The 18,346-nt window shown below is 62.5% G+C and carries 13 protein-coding genes and 1 pseudogene; 7 read left to right on the top strand and 7 right to left on the bottom strand.

The genetic code is table 11. The features are described from left to right. Nucleotides 1-10 precede the first annotated feature (10 nt). The 7 genes and pseudogenes from PI87_RS19285 to PI87_RS19315 form a co-directional block, all read right to left on the bottom strand. A pseudogene (locus PI87_RS19285) lies at nt 11-1,372 on the bottom strand (DUF2345 domain-containing protein); the annotation flags it as partial. After that, nucleotides 1,371-1,673, bottom strand: coding sequence for a hypothetical protein (locus PI87_RS19290; RefSeq protein ID WP_232314035.1), 303 nt, complete (start codon nt 1,671-1,673; stop codon nt 1,371-1,373). The gene PI87_RS19290 and the pseudogene PI87_RS19285, both read right to left, overlap by 2 nt. Nucleotides 1,674-1,739: 66 nt before the next feature. Beyond that, nucleotides 1,740-3,401 carry a T6SS phospholipase effector Tle1-like catalytic domain-containing protein gene (locus PI87_RS28625; protein WP_157003174.1) on the bottom strand — a complete coding sequence of 554 codons (1,662 nt, stop codon included), beginning with the start codon at nt 3,399-3,401 and terminating at the stop codon, nt 1,740-1,742. 2 nt (nt 3,402-3,403) lie between these two features. Further along, entirely contained in the window at nt 3,404-3,844 is a 441-nt protein-coding gene (locus PI87_RS19300; RefSeq protein ID WP_052321620.1) for a DUF3304 domain-containing protein, read from the bottom strand. Nucleotides 3,845-3,864: 20 nt separating this feature from the next. Further along, nucleotides 3,865-4,731, bottom strand: a complete 867-nt coding sequence (locus PI87_RS28165) for a DUF4123 domain-containing protein (protein ID WP_084210016.1) — start codon at nt 4,729-4,731, stop codon at nt 3,865-3,867. A gap of 21 nt (nt 4,732-4,752) precedes the next feature. Continuing rightward, nucleotides 4,753-7,638, bottom strand: coding sequence for a type VI secretion system Vgr family protein (locus PI87_RS19310; protein WP_039599320.1), 2,886 nt, complete (start codon nt 7,636-7,638; stop codon nt 4,753-4,755). A gap of 172 nt (nt 7,639-7,810) precedes the next feature. Further along, a complete protein-coding gene (locus PI87_RS19315; RefSeq protein WP_039599321.1) occupies nt 7,811-8,551 on the bottom strand; it encodes a hypothetical protein in 741 nt (246 codons plus the stop codon). Nucleotides 8,552-8,840: 289 nt separating this feature from the next. Here PI87_RS19315 and PI87_RS19320 point away from each other — a divergent pair, with 289 nt between their 5' ends. The 7 genes from PI87_RS19320 to PI87_RS19350 are packed head-to-tail and all read left to right on the top strand — an operon-like array spanning nt 8,841 to nt 18,321. Further along, nucleotides 8,841-9,701, top strand: a complete 861-nt coding sequence (locus tag PI87_RS19320; protein ID WP_039599322.1) for a M15 family metallopeptidase — start codon at nt 8,841-8,843, stop codon at nt 9,699-9,701. A gap of 36 nt (nt 9,702-9,737) precedes the next feature. After that, nucleotides 9,738-10,007 (top strand): PAAR domain-containing protein, encoded by a 270-nt coding sequence (locus PI87_RS19325; protein ID WP_021193560.1) that lies wholly within the window; start codon nt 9,738-9,740, stop codon nt 10,005-10,007. A 7-nt stretch (nt 10,008-10,014) separates the two neighbouring features. After that, nucleotides 10,015-11,514, top strand: a complete 1,500-nt coding sequence (locus PI87_RS19330) for a hypothetical protein (protein WP_039599323.1) — start codon at nt 10,015-10,017, stop codon at nt 11,512-11,514. A gap of 42 nt (nt 11,515-11,556) precedes the next feature. Further along, a complete protein-coding gene (gene tssM, locus PI87_RS19335) occupies nt 11,557-15,510 on the top strand; it encodes a type VI secretion system membrane subunit TssM (RefSeq protein ID WP_039599324.1) in 3,954 nt (1,317 codons plus the stop codon). Continuing rightward, entirely contained in the window at nt 15,507-16,493 is a 987-nt protein-coding gene (gene tagF / locus PI87_RS19340; protein WP_039599325.1) for a type VI secretion system-associated protein TagF, read from the top strand. Before tssM ends, tagF begins: the two co-directional genes overlap by 4 nt. A 2-nt stretch (nt 16,494-16,495) precedes the next feature. Next, nucleotides 16,496-17,332, top strand: a complete 837-nt coding sequence (locus PI87_RS19345; RefSeq protein WP_039599326.1) for an OmpA family protein — start codon at nt 16,496-16,498, stop codon at nt 17,330-17,332. Beyond that, the gene (locus tag PI87_RS19350) at nt 17,329-18,321 is read left to right on the top strand and encodes a hypothetical protein (protein WP_052321622.1); all 993 of its coding nucleotides are present in this window, start codon (nt 17,329-17,331) and stop codon (nt 18,319-18,321) included. The genes PI87_RS19345 and PI87_RS19350 overlap by 4 nt, the downstream gene beginning before the upstream one ends. Nucleotides 18,322-18,346: the final 25 nt, after the last annotated feature.

Genomic DNA, 18,346 nt, shown 5'->3' on the forward strand with positions numbered 1-18,346 from the left:
ACAAATGTGCCTAAACGCGAGCCACCGGGGCACCGGCTGCTGCTGCTTTCATCAAACATTCGAGACAGACGCTTTGCGGGAAAGTCGGCAACGGATAACTCGCATTCGCCGGCCCCTGAAACTGCCGCTGCGCCGCCTTATACGTAATCGGCCCAGCACACTCCACCGTAATATTCCCGCCTTCGATCGTGATCGACGCCCCGCCCGCCGTGGCGATGCGAATGCGCTTGGCCGCCGCAAAGTCCACGTTCATATTGGCCGACACCAGCTTCAGATCCTGCTTGGCCATCAGCTTGAGCACGTCGTGCTGGGCCTGCACGTCGATGTTGTCCTGCCCTGCGGTGATCTGCAGCCCGATGTTGTTGTCGCCCGGCTTGGACAAACCCGCCGCTACGCCAATCGCCTGACCGGCGTGCAAACGTGCCTGTTTGCCGATAGCGAGGTTGGTGTCTTGCCCACTGCCCAGGGCGATGCTCTCGCCGTTGGCGAGTTGTAGGTCTTGCCCCGCCACCATCACGAGGCCAGCGCGGCCGGCAAGGTGCGCCATGGCTTCACCCTGCTGCGGCACTTTGCCTTGCGTGGCGGTGTTGCCGGCGCTGGCATCTTGCTTGGCGGCGTCCAGCGCCTTGCCGTCGACCATGCCGGCGACTGCCTTGGCTTGCTTGCCGAGTGGCGCTTCATCGTCCTTGGCAGTAGCAAGCGCGGTGGTCTGGTGCGTGACCGCGCCCTGCCCCAGCGATGCGGTCAGGGTCTTCGCCTGCTTGATCAGCGCAATACCGGCAGCGTTGTCGCCGGTGGGCACCGCCTTGCCGCTGGAGGCATCACGGTACGTGGAGAGCAGCAAGCCCGCCTGACCGCGCACGGATGCGTGCCCATCGGTACGCAACTCGAAGCCCTGTCCGCGGAAGCTGCCGCGCCGGTTGTCTTGTTGATGAACGAGGTGGCCGAGGTTGAGCTGGCTGTGCTGCTGCGTGGTGCCGAGCTGTGTACGCAGTTGACCATCGCTGTCATCAAAGACGAGCTGGTTGTAGCCGCTGCCGCCATGTTCGGCGCTCTTGAAACCAGTATGCGCGGCGGCGTTGCGGTGGCCTTCGGCTTCCGTGCCCATGCCGTGCCATGCGGGGCTGTGGCCGCCGGCCACGTTGCCTTGCGCGCTGGCCGCGCTGTCACTGCCTTGTTTGTAGAGTGCCGCGCCGTCGCTCTGGCCAGATGCGCCCTGCCCGCCCGGCGTGGGCGCGATACCCGCTTCGCCCTGCCCGTTGTACAGCGCACCAATCACGACCGGCTGGTCGATGTCGTCTTCGCTGAACTTGACGAGCACTTCCTGGCCGATGCGCGGCAGCCATTGCCAGCCCATGCCGGAGCCAGCTTCATTGCTGCGGTTTGCCCCACAACGGATTCTTGTTGTCCGAGGCGAGCACCTGGGCCAGCACTTCGGCGTCGCCATCGCGTGCTGCGCTGTTCTTGCCGGCACGGGCTACCCTTGCCCGCTTGCCGTGCTTCTTTGCATGCACGGCTTTCTTGGCAGCGCTTTGCGGGGTGTTGCCCGCTGCTGGCGCGGTAGAGGCATGTTGGGCGCAGATACCTGCGTTCATCCAGGTGGCGGTTAAAAGAACTGCGACGAGTTTGTATTGCACTTTCATGTGAGAGATTTTAATTACTTTATCGGGCATCACGTCCAATCAAATACATTTCGGTAACAGCCATGCCATCACAACCCAGCAAGTCACGGTTAATTTTCAACCATTACCAAAATAGATTGTTCTGAATCTCGTTATACCCATGCCGTTACCAACTTTCATCAAGGAAACACCAGACCCATCATATTCATTTACCCCCATACTACCAAAGCCGGCAACGCTATCGTGAACATACTCATCAAAAAGCTGCTCGATGTTCGCAGTAAGCTTTCCGATGTCGATTGAATCTATGACCTTATAGAGCTCCTGCGTCTTGACGTCATTATTCTGCTGCGATTCAAGACCTGCAGCCTTCATCATCTGGCGCTGTAGCTGGGCGGCCTTTCTGGGATCAAACCGGTCAGAGTCGACTGGCTCGGGGTATTGCAAACTCTTCAACCTTGCGAGCATTGTCTGCTCGGTCATTGCCAAGAAATTTTTGTCTTTGTTAGACGCCCGCCTATAGAAAACCCGACTCTTCAAGCTTGACCTGTATTTGTAGCGATAGGTGAAGAACAGCCCCATATGCTTACGGTGCATCTCCTCCACTGTTCCCGACCCCACGGCGGCATCCTTCAAGTACCCGTTAAACGCCGCAACAACTCGGCCCGACGGAGTAAAATCTCCTTGTTGACTAGGATCAAGTTGACCCCACACCAATAATGGAACGCCCGCTTTCAAAGCCTCCTTGTACATATTCACGCCAGGAATGATGGCCATCATCTCTGCTGGATCTGGCGAAATTCCCAAGGCATTTGGCGCATACCCCCCACCGACGTCAGAATGGGCGCCTGGATATACGACCTCTTTCACATTCGCGGGGTAGCTCTTCCCAATGCGCGCTGAGTCTGAAGGGAAACATGCTCTCACTTCATGCGCAGCTACGTAATGCACGCATTGTTCAATGGCAGGATGAACCTGCATATTGTTAGCCGCCCACGATTGATGCCCTTCGATGATTCCATTCCCGAAAAAATTTGCGACTCCAACTGATGCGACTGTATCGAATATTCCAAGAAACTGAATTCGAATTGGTATTCCGGCAAACAACCGACCGCCCCCCTTCTTCTCGCAGACCTCAAAGAGCCAGTTGCAGAATGCACGTGCCTCTGCCGACCCGCGAGAAAATCCGAAGACAGATAAATTAATCTGCTCAATATTTGGATTCTTGTTTTTCAACGCCTCAGCCAATTTACTCTGCCAATAATGCAAAGCCATGCGCCTTTGCATGCCGGGCGAGCCAATGCTTGACAAATTATTCGAGATATTTACAGCCTGAGTCAGCGGGATTAGATCCCCCTTATTTACATAAAAATTCGGCGCATTTAGCAAGCGAGTGAATGCCCATATAATTCTATTTTCCCCATCCCACGCACCCACACTACCAAGTGTTCCACCATCATCTCCGATTTCCGGAAACGGAGTGCCTACACCTGGAATGTAATATGAAAAATACCCCTTTTCCGGATTCGCTCGATATGCCCGAAACAATTTCACAACGTTCGTGTGCTTGCGCTTCTCCGCAGGCAACTCGGTGTAGTCCGCTGTCAGATTGTTCCCGGTGCCATCAAAGAAGATTCCAACAAAAAGTTGGCCAGAGCAGCTAGGCTTATAGTCCCGCGGAATTGTGCAGTTTAAAGCCTTGGCGCGCTGCATAGCCTCTTTGGCCGTCAACGAGCGTAGCCCGTCGCTTGGGAACAGATCAGGTGAAGTTGCACTCATGGCTATTTACCAATTGTGGGGCTGGGATACGGGTAATCTGGGTGCCCAACAGCCTTCATGGTGACGAGTACCTTGACATCGTCATTCGGAAAGAAGTGAACAGCAAAATGTCCAATATCCTGGTCGGAGTACGGTGGTATTTCCACCACTTTTTCCTTCCAAAAATCATTGGTCCTGTCGTCTTTGGTCCATTTAATCTTCACCGTCAGGCCAGGCTTCCATGTCTTGGGCAATCGAACACAGCAAACAAAACCGCCATACCCGTGCGCCGCCGCATTCCCAATGTAGGCCCCATTAATGGTAAATGCCGCAATATATTCATCCGTGTAGTTATGCGCGAGCACTTCGGCGCTAAGCTTTTCGCTTCCCTGTGAGCATGCCGAGACTGCCAAGAGCAGGACGCCAACTAAAATTACTCCGATGGTACGTGGAAATTTTTTCATTCAACAATCCTGTGTTTAGTCTATTCGATGAGGGCTTCCAACTCATGTATCAAATTCCCGCTCTTGTACTCTCGGACCACTAAAATTCTTAACAGCGCTTCGTCGCGTCGAAGATCACAATTGCCGGCAAGCCGATAAATCATGAGCGCAACCACGTCAGGCATCGCGTCAACAAGATGCTCCTTAGCGAACTGACAAACCTCGGCCGCGTGGTGGTAGATGTCCGAAGTACCTTCCTTAGGGAGCAACTCAGGGATCTGCTTGACCACAATATCGATGATTGCATCTGGCATCGACAAGTCCAGCAACTTGCCGAGCAAAGCATCACTCAACGTAATTTCCTGCTCTGCTCGGATATTTTCTGGGGCAAGCGGGAGTTGCTCCAGTACACCTCGCCGGCCAACATACAGCCAACTTGCGAGGCCAGCAGTAAGAAGCGCCCATCCACCAGAGGGCACAGTACTTGCCAATGCAGGCAAGCTGCGAGTATCCGCGAATCTCAGCAAGAAACTTTGCTCGTCATCCGTCTTCACCGACAAGCAACGCTGCCATCCGCTAGCAAGTTGGTCTGCCGAAAGATCGGTCGCAACGAAGCTGAGCATCGGGCGTCCTCGGCAATGCCTGCTGAGTCGGCGTACGGAAGCGTTTAGCGATTCATCCGCCACATCAAGCGGTAGTAGATAAGGTGACGCCCGATGCAAATCCCGAAAGTCGCCATCTTCCCCGTATAGCGCAACTCCCTGATCCGCCCAAGGAGGTGCGGGTCTGCCGTAATCGAAGGCTCCATCGACGAGCGCCATCCAGCGTTTGCCTGGGTGAACCTCTATTTCTTTGCGCAGGGTCTCGCAGAGGGATCGCGCATCACAGGGATCAACAGCAAAGTACATCGTTTCTCTTCGAGATATCAGTCACACGCTGGCAACAGGTGTCCCTGATGACAACGCCTTCAACAAGCACTCAACGCAGACACTCTTCGGGAACACGGGCAACGGATAGTTACTGCTTGCCGGCCCCTGAAACTGCCGCTGCGCCGCCTTATACGTAATCGGCCCAGCACACTCCACGGTAATGTTCCCGCCCTCAATCGTGATCGACGCCCCACCCGCCGTGGCGATACGAATCCGCTTGGCCGCAGCAAAGTCCACGTTCATGTTGGCCGACACCAGCTTCAGATCCTGCTTGGCCATCAGCTTGAGCACGTCGTGCTGGGCCTGCACGTCGATGTTGTCCTGCCCAGCGGTGAGTTGCAGCCCGATGTTGTTGTCGCCCGGCTTGGACAAACCCGCCGCTACGCCAATCGCCTGACCGGCGTGCAAACGTGCCTGTTTGCCGATGGCGAGGTTGGTGTCTTGCCCGCTGCCCAGGGCGATGCTCTCGCCGTTGGCGAGCTGCAGGTCTTGCCCCGCCACCATCACGAGGCCAGCGCGGCCGGCAAGGTGCGCCATGGCTTCACCCTGCTGCGGCACTTTGCCTTGCGTGGCGGTGTTGCCGGCGCTGGCGTCTTGCTTGGCGGCGTCCAGCGCCTTGCCGTCGACCATGCCGGCTGCAGCCTTGGCTTGCTTGCCGAGTGGCGCGTCGTCGTCCTTAGCAGTCGCCAGCGCGGTGGTCTGGTGCGTAACCGCGCCCTGCCCCAGCGATGCGGTCAGTGACTTGGCCTGCTTGATCAGCGCGATACCCGCTGCGTTGTCACCGGTGGGCACCGCCTTGCCGCTAGAGGCGTCACGATAGGTGGTCAGCAACAAGCCCGCCTGACCGCGCACGGCTGCGTGCCCGTCGGTACGCAACTCGAAGCCCTGGCCGCGGAAGCTGCCGCGCCGGTTGTCTTGTTGATGAACGAGGTGGCCGAGATTGAGCTGACTGTGCTGCTGCGTGGTGCCGAGTTGCGTGCGTAGCTGGCCGTCGCTGTCGTCAAACACGAGCTGGTTGTAGCCGCTGCCGCCATGTTCGGCGCTCTTGAAGCCGGTGTGCGCGGCGGCGTTGCGGTGGCCTTCTGCTTCAGTGCCCATGCCGTGCCACGCGGGGCTATGGCCCCCGGCCACGTTGCCTTGTGCACTGGCGGCGCTGTCACTGCCCTGCTTGTAGAGCGCGGTGCCGTCGCTCTGGCCGGAGGCACCCTGCCCGCCCGGCGTGGGCGCGACGCCGGCTTCGCCCTGCCCGTTGTACAGCGCGCCAATTACGACGGGCTGGTCGATGTCGTCTTCGCTGAACTTGACCAACACTTCCTGGCCGATGCGCGGCAGCCACTGCCAGCCCATGCCCGAGCCCGCCTGGCGCTGCGCTACGCGCACCCAGCGGGTGCTGCGGTCGTCAGCGCGCTCGCCCTGTTGCCAGGGGAAACGGACGCGGATTTCGCCCGCGGGGGTTGCGTGGTGTTCGCCATCGCCACCGGCTTGCGTCTGGCCGTCGGGGCCGACCACGATGGCGCTGTGCACGCCTTGCGCGGTGGGCGCGGAGTACAGGCGGCCGGTGTCGGGCTCAGTCACGGCTGGGCGCCAGGGGCGGCGGGCATCGCTGGCGCGAAACACGCCGACATAGCCATGCTTGCGTGCGGCGGCCAACAGTTCGCCAGTGGGCGTCAAACGCTCGACGGGCTCGTCCGCCTCTTGGAAACCAAAAACGCCGGGGCCGGATTCCGGCGCGTCAGGCGGCGTATCAAACAGGAGCGAAGCGTCCAGCCCGCCCAACCGCTGGCCCAGCGCAAGATGCGTGTCAGCCGTCAGATTGTTGATGCCGCAGTGCTCCACCAGATCCATCAGCAGCGGATACGGCGCGCTGGCATCGGCATTGCCGTCTTGCGGCAGATGCGGGCAGTCGCGCAACTGCAGGCGGGTGCCACTGCGCAGCGTGCGCACCGTGCCACGGCCGGAGAACAGCAGCGCACGCGCTTCCAGGCTTTCCATGACTTGCTCGGCAACGCGCTGTGCGTTGGCAGCATCGGGCGCCAGCGATGGGCTGATCGACAGATAGGCGTCAGGGCTGCCCGATACGGCACCAGCGCGCGCCGGCGCATGGCCACGCACGCTGTTCTTGCCTTCCGGGTCCCAAGCCGCCACGGCCACGCCACCGACCGTGGTACGGCTGTGGCAGGCGATTTGCTGGATGGCGTCGCTTTCTTCCTGGCTGTGTGCGCGGTGGTAACGAATACCGCCGTCGGCAGCGGATTCCGCATCTTCAGCCAGTTGCGTGCTGTCGGCAAAGATCACCAGCGTGTGGCCGCCGTGCGCCTGTTCATCTTCCACCGTGGTAAAGCCGAGCCCCGCCTCGGCCAGCAGGCGCGTGATGAAGTGGTAGTCGGTCTCACGAAACTGCGCGATATGGCTGCGCGTGCCGAAGTCGTTCATGCGTGCCTCGGCGCCGGCGGCATAGCGCCATGACGCGTACGGCGCATACGGGTTCAGCATCTGCTCGACGATGTCCGCCAGCGTCCGGTTCTGGAACACCTGGCTGTGGCGCTGTTGCGTCGCCAGCCAGAACCAGGGCACGATGGTCAGGCGATAGCGCGTGAGGCTGCCATCCGCACCGAGCTTCTCAGCTAGGCGGATGAGCCCGGTACGCTTGGCTTGCGTGCCGTTGGCCAAGGTCGTGACCAATGTCACGCGTTGGCCAAGCAAGGATTTAAGTGCGATGCGTGCGTTGGCGCTCACCGCCACCACGCGCCACTCGAAGAGCTCGGAAAGCGCCTCGCGGCCGAGCCACGCTTCCACCGCCAGGTCGGCCAGCGGGCCTTCGCCTTCCAGGGCATACAAACGATGCGCTGGAGCAAAGAGGTTCTGGAGAAGGGTCGTTACGTCCATTCGCTGTCCGATACTGCAACGACGGGCGCATCACGTGAGAAACGATGACGTGAAGCCGGCGCGCATGCATTGTGTGGGCGGCGCATTGTCCCGCATTGCGCCAGCCGCCTGATTAACGCCCGACAACAAAAACATCGCCCGGCGATTGCCCTTCCGGACATCCACCGAGCGGCTATTTCCCCTTGTAACTGGGTTGATTGGCCGGTTGATTGGCGTTTTGCGGCGCAAGCAATGCCGCCAGCAAATCGGCATCTGGGTCATCCGGCGCCAATCCGCCTTTACGGTTCTTGGCTTTTGTCGCTGTTTGCGGCTTCGCCTTTGTAATTTGCGCCGTCTTGACCGATGTGTTGGTTGATTTTGCAACCAGCTTGGCGGTTTCCGCCTTGGCTTGCGGCGTGTCGCCCGATTTGGCCGTCACGGCTTGCTGCACCGTGGTCGAGGTATGGGCATCCTTCGCTGCGGCATCGGCAGTTGCCTTGGCGGTTTGCTCGTCCTTGCCCGGCTTGTCGAGCGCGTGTTCGTCGCTTGGTGCCACGTTGACGATGGTGGCCGCGGGGGCTACGGCACTCTCACTGGCAACCGCTGCAGGCGTGGCCGCCGTAGCCCGCGCGGGCTCGGCTGCGGCCTGCTGTGCGGTTGCAGGCGTGGCAGGCGTCGCGTGTTCGGCCACTTGCGGTGCACTCTGATCGCCCGACGGGTTCAGCACGATCCAGGCCCCGACACCCGCCAACAGCACGGCAACGACTGCCGCAATGCCATAGCGGTGCCCCGAACTCTTGGGCGGCTTGCCACCCGCGCCAACCCGGCCTTCCAGGCTGGCGAGGATGCGTGTATGGCCGGCCTCATCGGTCTCGGATTGGGAATTGAAGAGCGTAGGAGGCCCTTCTTTTTTCAAATCGCCGTTATTACTCATCACGGGTCCAGAATTGAAATAGAATGCGCGGCGAGCGTATGCGTATCAAAAACAACGTCCGAGCATCAGGTACAACAAAACATGCCGATTCCGGTTGTGGCTGCTGATTCTAAGTCTGGCCTAGCTGAAAGACAAATGCTTAGGAAAGACAAGCGCTTTCTTTATCGTTTGTTAATAAAACAAAGCCTGAAATCGGCTGAATCTTTATCGTTTCATAATATTTTCCGTCTGTGAATACAGATATTAATCAGGCTAAATTGACGTAGACGCCTACGCTCCGCAAGTCGGTATGGTTTTCGTTGTTCTTGCTCTCTACTTCGTCGCCATGGTGGTGGTGGCTGCGGTGCTGCTGTTGCCGTCGGTTCGGCAGCGCTGCGCTGCGGTCGTGCGCACGCAGTGGCAACGCCTGAGCGCCGGTGCGGCCGTGGTCGGAACCCGCTCGGCGGGGTCGCTGCGCGGGTCGGTGGACAGTGCTGCGTCGAATGCGTCTGCGTTCAAGCGTTTTGTGGCGCGCCGCAAATTGCTATTGCTGGGGGCGCTGGGTGTGCTGTCGGTGCCACCCATCGTGGCGCTGGCGTTGCGCGAGCAGCAGTCGTTCGAGTTTGACGATGACCAGGTGCGCGAGCCGGACCCGCACATCTCTGCGCTGCTCAACGGTGAACGGCTCATCCCGCCGCCACCGTTGCCGCCCGAGGTGTTCACCACGCGCGAGGTCGAATTGATCCGCCCGGCCATCCGCGATGCGAGCCGCGACTGGAACCTGCTCGACGCCGATTTCCGCCAGCGTCTGCTGCTCGTCTACAAGATCATGCGCGACGAACACGGTTACGAGATGGCGCTGCTCGAAGGCTTCCGCAGCCCCGATCGGCAAGCCAAGCTGGCGGCAATGGGCAGCAACGTCACGCAGGCTGGGGCGTATCAGAGCTACCACCAGTACGGCCTGGCAGCAGATAGCGCGTTCTTCCGCGAGGGCAAGCTGGTGATCAGCGAGAAAGACCCGTGGGCGATGCGCGGCTACGAGTTGTATGGGCAAACGGCGGAGTCGGTTGGCCTCGTGTGGGGCGGCCGCTGGAAGATGATGGACCTGGGCCACGTGGAGCTGCGCCGCAAGGGCGTACTCGGCAAACGCCCCGACGCGGCAAGCCAATGACGAATCGATGAATCGAATGAATACGGGGAGCAAGCAATGACACGTCCCTTCATCCTGCTGGGTGACAAGACGGACCACGGCGGTGTGGTGATCAGTGCGTCGGGCAATACGTCCACAGGCGGCAAGGGCATCGCCTGCGTGGGCGACAAGGTCACCTGCCCCAAGCAGGGCCATGGCGGCACCACCGTCATCGTCACCGGAGACCCGAACGTCATCATCGACGGCAAGCAGGCCGCGCGCCACGGCGACAAAACCGCCTGCGGCGCCACGCTCCTGTCCAGCCAGGGCAACACGGGCAGCATCTGACAACGACATGACTGCAAGACTCTTCCGGTCCGGGTTGACGCTGCTGGCAGCATTCGTGGTGGTATGGATTGCCGTCATCGTGTGGTGGCAGTCCACCAACCGCATGCCGAGCACCGCCGACATCGTCACCTACCTGTTCCTGCTGCCGCTGGGCATGGTGATCGGCTACTGGGTCATCAAGCGCGCGCTGGATGGCATCCGCTCCAACGTGGCGGCCGGGCGTGAGCTCTCGGCTGCAACGCCTGCTGCCGCTGCTAAGACCGACGGCGCGCCAGCCGACTCGCAAGATGCGACACGCCACTGGCGTGCCGTGCTGCTCGCCAGTGCATTGCGCGCACCCAATGGCAGCGATGCAGCATCGCTGGTCGACGCCGTGCAGGCCAGCACCCAACCGGGGCTGGTCGACGTACAAGGCTTTGGCCAACAGATTTTTGCGGCACCCGTGGATGGTCTCGACATTGAAGACCTGCGCACCGAGCTGACCGAACGCCACCCAGACGTGGACTGGCTGGACGAACAGCTGCGCGCGCTGACGCTTGCCGGGCAGGTTGCCGAAGAACTGGCTGCACACGCCGTCGCACAGCACCATGAGCCCGCCGGCCCGGAGGCAACGCGGCTGGTCATCACCGCCCTGCTGCCGCGCGAGTGGACCCCGCAACAACAAACCGCCGCCGATGCCTGGCTGCGCCAACATATTGGGATGATCTGGCCGGCTGATCGCCTCACCCTGGAACCCATCGCCGCCAAGGGCGACGCCGATGCCCTGCTGCTGCTCGACCGCGCAACGCAGGCAGTCAACCGCACGAGCGACGAGCGCGTGCTGCGCATGCTGGTGGTGGCAGACTCGCTGGTTGGCCCCAGCGCGGTGGAGCAACTGACGCAGCACGAGCAGTTGTTTGAGGCCAACCGCCAGCATGGCCGCGTGCCGGGCGAAGCCGCGGCCGGCGTGCTGCTCTGTGCACCGGCCCTCATTGCGGCCCAAGCAGCGCAAGCCACGCCGCCCGAAACCGGCACGGACGCCGCCGCCGACGTGCCAACCGCCATCACGATCACCCGCGCGAGCGTGGCCCGCCTGGAAGCACCGACACCTGATCGCGGCCAGCCGCAACTGGAAGCGCTTGGCGGCGCGGTACGTCATGTGCTGGAAACGCTGGCTGCCGCACCGGCCGGTGCCAAGGACAAACCACCGGCAGCCAAGGCAGAACCCGCCGCGGCCGATGCCAATGCAGAACCGCTGGTCGCCAGCGTCGTCACGGACACTGGCATCCACCCCGTACGCACCGTGGAAGTGGCGCGCGTGTTCTCTGACCGCTTCCCCACGCTGGACGTGGCCGCCGACCTGCTGCCGCTGGGCACGCCTTGCGGCTACGTGGGTGCAGCGGGTGCCCTGCTGCCCGTGGTCGTGGCGCACCAGTTGAGCCAGCAAAGCGGCAAGCCCGTGCTGGCCATCACCGCCAACGACATCCAGCAGCGCGGCGCCATCGCGGTGGTGCCAAGCCTGACCTGACCCTGAATTCCGATCCCGAACTGTTCCCGAGCCGAAGGCAACATGCAACGCTTCCTGAACTTCCTGACCAACTCACGCACGCTGTCGATTCTCGGCGTGATCGTGCTGACCATCTTTCTGCTGCTGATCGCGCAGACCTTCGAGATTGGCCTGGTCTGGGCCGGCGTCGCGCTTGGCGTGCTGCTGGCGCTGTGGCTGGTGGCCTATCTCTGGAAACGCTGGCGTGCACGTCAGGCCAGCAAGAAGCTGGAAGGTGTGCTGGAGCAGGCGGCCACGGCCGACAAGGCCGCCACGCCCGACAAGCGCGAGGAAGTCGAAGCCCTGCGCGTGCGCCTGGCTGAGGCCGTCAAGACCATCAAGCGCTCCAAGCTCGGCCAGATGTCGGGAGACGCCGCGCTGTATGAGCTGCCGTGGTACATCGTGATCGGCAACCCGGCGGCGGGCAAGAGCACGGCGGTGCTGAACTCCGGCCTGCAGTTTCCGTTTGCCGACAAGGGTGGCGCGGTCATTCAGGGCATTGGCGGCACGCGTAACTGCGACTGGTTCTTCACCACCGAAGGCATCCTGCTCGACACCGCCGGCCGCTACTCGGTGCACGAAGAAGACCGCCGCGAATGGCTCGGCTTCCTGGACCTGCTCAAACGCTATCGCCCGAAGGCACCCATCAACGGCATCGTCGTGACGGTGAGCGTGTCGGAACTCACACAAAACCGCCCCGAGTTCGCCATCAACCTGGCCAAGAACCTGCGCCAGCGCGTGCAGGAGCTGACCGAGCGCCTGGAAGTGTTCGCCCCGGTGTACGTGATGTTCACCAAGGCCGACCTGATCACCGGCTTTACCGAATTCTTTGGCGACAGCGAGAAGCAGGAGCGCGACCGCGTGTGGGGCTCGTCCCTGCCCTTCGAGCCGGATGCCAAACCCGATGTGGCGGCCATGTTCGACCAACGCTTTGACGAGCTGTGCGACGGCCTGAAAGAGATCAGCGTGGCGCAAATCGCGCTGCACCAGAAGAACAAGCTGTCGCCGGGGCTGCTGAGCTTCCCGCTGGAGTTTGCGTCGATCAAGCCGACGCTGCGCTCGTTCCTGGTCACGCTGTTTGATGAGAACCCGTTCCAGTACAAGCCGGTGTTCCGCGGCTTCTACTTCACCAGCGCATTGCAGGAAGGCGCCACCAACAGCGTGTCGGCTGAGCGCATCGCGCGCCGCTTCGGGCTGTCGACCGACGGTGCCGGACGCAGCCGTGAGGTGTTCTCCAAGAACGGATTCTTCCTGCGCGACCTGTTCTCCAAGGTGATCTTTGCCGACCGCCAGACGGTGCGCCAGTTTGCGAGCCCCGCCAAGACGCGCCTGCGCATCGCCACCTTCTTCGGGCTGGTGCTGGCGCTGGGTCTGATGCTGGGCGGCTGGACGTGGTCGTACATGGGCAACCGAACGTTGACTGCCAACGTGCAGGCCGATCTCGACAAGATCGTGAAGATGCAGCAGAACCGCGTCGACCTGCAGGCCCGCCTGGAAGCGCTCGACACGTTGCAAGACCGCATCGAGCAACTCGACCGTTATCGCAGCGACCACCCGCTCGCACTGTCGCTGGGCCTGTACCAGGGCGACACGCTGCAGCACAAGCTGCTGGATGAGTACTACAACGGCCTGCGCCAGGTCATGCTCAAGCCGGTGGGCGGCGCGATCGAGACCTTCCTGGCCGAAGTCAACGCACACCCGGACCAGCTCGCGCCGATGGTGCGTCCGCCGGAAACTGGCGCTGTGATGACCACGTCGGTGACGACGGCCACCGCCACCGTGGGTGCAGCCTCAGGTGCCGCCGCCAATACGCCGGTCAACAACAACCAGGCCACCGCCTCGACCGGCGCCAAGCGCTACACCGATGCCTCGCCCACCAACGTGGAAGACGGCTACAACGCGCTCAAGACGTATCTGATGCTGTCGGACAAGCGCCATGTGGAAGTGGCACACCTGACCGACCAGATCACGCGCTTCTGGCGCGGCTGGCTGGAAGACAACCGGGGCAACATGCCGCGCGAGCAGATGATCCGCTCGGCGGAGCGCAACCTGTCGTTCTTCCTGGCGCATGTCAACGACGACAACTGGCCGATGCTGGAGGGCAACCTCTCGCTGGTCGACCAGACGCGTGAAAACCTGCGCCGTGTGGTGCGCGGCATGCCGGCGCGCGAACGCGCCTATGCTGAGATCAAGGCCCGCGCCTCCACGCGCTACGCCCCGATGACGGTTGCCCGCATCGTCGGTGAAACCGGTGCCGGTGTGGTGGCCGGTAGCTACGCCGTGCCCGGCACCTTCACCAAGGAAGCCTGGCTCGGCTACGTGCAGCCCGCCATCCGCGAAGCCGCCAACAAGGAGCTGCAGACCAAGGACTGGGTGCTCAACGTGGCCGCGCGTGATGACCTCACGCTGGAAGGCAGCCCCGAGCAGATCCAGAAGGCGCTGGTCACGATGTACAAGACCGAGTACGCGCGCGAGTGGCAGCGCTTCATGCAGGGCGTGGCCATTCAGGACTTCACCGGTTTCGACCAGGCAGTCACCGGCATGAACCTGCTGGGCGACCCGACCAACTCGCCGATCCGCAAGGTGCTCGACACCGCCTACGACCAGACCTCGTGGGACAACCCGTCGATGCTCAACGCAGGCCTCAAGCAGGCCAAGACCGGCGTGCTGGGCTGGTTCAAGCAGCTCTTCGCACGTCAGACGCCGTCGCAGGTGAACGTCAACCTCGACACGAGCAACATTGCCGATGCCGGCGCGATCCCGATGGGCCCGGTTGGCAAGGAGTTCTCGGGCCTGGCCCGTGTGGTGATGGTGCGTGACGACAAGTCGCTGCTGCGCGGCTACATGGATTCGCTGTCCAAGGTGCGCACGCGCTTCAACCTCATCAAGAACCAGGGCGACCCGGGCCCGGGTGCACGCCAGCTCATGCAGCAGACGCTGGACGGCAACGGCTCGGAACTGGCCGACACGCTCAAGTACGTTGACGAACAGATGCTGACCGGCATGACCGACAGCGAACGCGCCACGCTGCGTCCGCTTCTGGTGCGCCCGCTGCTGCAGTCGTATGCGGTGGTGATCCGCCCGGCCACGGCAGAAATCAACAAGGTGTGGAACGCGCAGGTCTACCAGACGTTCGCGACCACGCTGGCTGACAAGTACCCGTTCTCGGCCAACGCCAAGATCGAAGCCAGCGCAGCCGAGATCGGCCAGGTGTTCGGTCCGGACGGCTCGATTGCCAAGTTCGCCAGCACGACCATCGGCCCGCTGTCGGTGCGCCGTGGCGACATGCTCGCAGCGCGCACCTGGGGGGATCTGGGCCTGTCATTCGTGCCTGAGTTCACGACAGGCTTTACACGCTGGATCGCGCCGCTCACGGGCGGTGCAGCGGGTGGTGGTGCCGGCGGTGCAGCCGCTGCTGCCCCGCAGACTGTGTTCCAGATTCTGCCGGTGCCGTCACAAGGTGCGACCGAATACACGATCGAGATCGACGGGCAGCAACTGCGCTATCGCAACACGCCGCCGCAGTGGGCCAACTTCGTGTGGCCCAACCCGCAAGGCACGCCGGGCGCACGCGTGACCGCCACCACGTTTGACGGCCGCACTCTGGAACTGCTCAACGAGCCTGGCCGCTTCGGCCTGGAGCGCCTGATTGCCACGGCGCAGCGCAAGCGTCGCCCGGACGGCGCCTTCGACCTGTCGTGGACGAAGGACGGCATCACGGTTGCCATCAGCCTGCGCATCATCAGCAGCCCGCAGACGGGCGGCACCACGGCGTCCGACTCGCCGCAAGGCCAAGGCCTGCGTGGCCTGCGCCTGCCGACGTCGATTGCCGACATGAACGCGCCGCTCAATACCTCTACCCCGCCCGCCCCGGCAGGCTCGCCGCCGGCGGGCCAGGCACCGGCTTCCACACAGGCCGCCGCACAGGTACCCACCAAGCACGCCGTGACGGAAGAGCAAGGGGGGACGGCGCAATGAGCCTGACGCAGTTGCAGCTCTCGTACTTCGGCAAGCTTCCATCGCGTGGCGACTTCGTCAAAAGCGCCAACAACGTCCAGTTGCTCGACACGCTCGACCGCTGGCTGGCGCAAGGCATGGAATTGCTGGCCGAAGCCCCTGACTGGAAGACCACCTACGACGCGTGGAAACCGGTGCAGTTTGCCTTCCTGGGCTCGCAGAGCCGGCTGGCGATTGCCGGCACGCTGATGGCCAGCAGTGACCTGTCTTCGCGCCGCTTTCCGTTTTTGACGGCAGCGGCGATGGAGGTCGATCGCCCGATCAGCTTCATCGCGCGCAGCCCGATCGCGCTGGCCCGCCTGTGGACACGCGCCGGGCAGCAGATGGTGTCGCTCGGCCAGGCGACGGATGCCACCGAAGGCCTGCGCCTGCTGAGCGAAGGGCAGCACAGCGTGGAGACCGACAACGGCACGCAAATCTACGACGCCAGCTTCTCGGATTTCATCGACTTCCAGACGGTGTCGGGGCTCGAGCAGATGCTGCGCGCCGAGGGCCACAACATCCGCCTGCGCCGCACCCTGCTGGCGTTGGGCACGCTGTTGCAGCCGGTCATGTCGAATGGCTCATCGCGCCTGGAGAAAGGGCTCACGCTGCCCCTGCCGGCTGACCCGCTGTACCGCAGCCTCGTGGCGAGCTTCTGGCTGGAGTTGGTATCGCGCTTCCTGCAGCGCGCGGACTTCGAGCTCTCGCTCTTCCTGGGCGAGATCAACGGCGCCGAGCGCCTGGTCATCGGCTTCAACGGCGCGTCCTCGCGCACGCTGCACAGCGTCATGTCGCCGCTGGCGTATGCCGAGCAGAACATCAACATCGACGATCCGGAATGGGTCGACCAGCACGTGAGCGGAGAGTACGGATTGGCCAAGTTCGTGAGTTACCTGGATCAGCCGCAGCTCTCGCTGCGCGTGGCGGTCGACACCTTCCGCGAAGTCTTCATCGGAGAATGAACATGGGTCTGGATGCAATCAAGCGCGGCTTCCGGCCAGCAACGATCCTGATGGTGTGCCTGGCTGCCCTGCCCGGCCTTGCCTTTGCAGCCCCCGGTGACCAGCCTCCGGCAACCGCAACGGTGACCGCGGCCACGGCAACTCCCGGCCAGGTCGTGGCCGGCGGCACAGTGCCCGATGAAGCCACCAAGGCCAGCGTGCTGGCCAAGCTGCGTGAGCTGTACGGCACCACCAACGTGGTGGACCAGATCGAGGTGGGCAACGTGGTATCGCCGCCCAACTGGTCAGCCAATGTGCAGAAGATCCTGTCGCCGGCCATCAAGCAGGTCAACCGCGGCCAGCTCAACGTCGACGGCACGCAGGTCTCGCTGCACGGCGACGTGCGCAACGAAGCGCAGCGCCAGCAGATCACCAGCGACATGGCCACCACGCTGGGCCAGAGCTACACGATCAAGAACGGCCTGCGCGTGGCGGCGGTGTCCGAGCAGGGCCTGCTGGACCAGACGCTGGCCAACCGGATCATCGAGTTCGAAACCGGCAGCGCCACGCTCACGCCCAAGGGCCGCGCGATTCTGGATGAGATGTCTGCCGTGCTGCCGCGCCTGAACGGTCGCAAGATCGAGATCGTCGGCCACACCGACAACTCGGGCAGCCGCCCTATGAACCTCAACCTGAGCCAGGCGCGCGCGGAAACGGTGAAGAACTACCTGATTGCCAAGGGCGCCGAGCAAGGCACGCTGACGGCGATTGGCGTGGGGCCGGATCAACCCGTGGCTGCCAACAATACCGATGAAGGGCGGTCGCGCAATCGGCGGATTGAGTTTCGGGCGAGTCAGTGACGCGGCAGGATGCGCGCCGGCGGGCGCGGTTGCGTGAGCCGTCGCCTGCCGCCCCGTTACAGCCGGGTGGCGAAAGGCGTGCCTCCCCCCAGATCCGGCTTGAATACTACGACCCCACCGCGACACTCTCCGAGCGAATCGCGCAATTTTCTCCGTTGAAGGAGCGCATCTGGTGGCTTTGGTGTCATCTGGTATGGGCTTGGCAGCAGCTTGAGCACTGGCTTGCCAACCGACGGCAGGGTGCGCCTGTCGCGGTCGTCAGCGGCATCATTCGCGCCGTACAGGTGGATAACGCGGCATTCAATGCCTATGAAGCAATGGGATGGACCGTCGCTTCCAATGCGCGAGATGCGCATGACTACACCGACGACACCTCGCGAGAGACCTACTACCGCGTGACGCCTGTCGTCATCACACTGACGGACGATCGGGTCATCCACTTCTGCGAATACCAAGTCACGGGCCGTTCGGTTTCGTCCAACGCGCCCTATTTTGCAGGCCTCAACGGCATGCGCGTGCTTGCTGCCGGCTGGTGGGACAACGACGTTTTCTCGGCGTGGGGCATGCGTTTATCAGGTCGTCGCGAGCCGCAGACTGTCTATGTCGCGAAGCGCCCACGCAACTTGCCCGAGCCGCTGGAGGCAGTCCTGTCAAGCAGGAGCCCCCGCTTTAGCGAGATGATCGGCGTTCTCGGCTATTTCTGCGCCCTGATGATTGTGGTCATGCTTATTTTGGCAGGAGGTGAGTTCGGCTTCGAAGAGGCCATCTCCTTCACGGGGATCATGATGGGGCTCTTCAGCCTGGCGCCGATGATGCTCCTGGTGATCTCCCAGACGCTGATGCGACTGATGGCGGGTCCCCTGCGCCCCATCCCGGAAATGATGGCCGCCGGGGAATACGGCAACCGCCACCTGCGATTGCGAAGCTTTGACTTCGGCCGCTGCGAGCGTAAGGTGTTTCACGTTCTGGAGCGGCCGCAACCCGATTAGCCGGGCGCCAATCGGCCCGCGCTGT

It is taken from the genome of Ralstonia sp. A12 (assembly GCF_000801955.1).
Classification (GTDB): Bacteria; Pseudomonadota; Gammaproteobacteria; order Burkholderiales; family Burkholderiaceae; genus Ralstonia.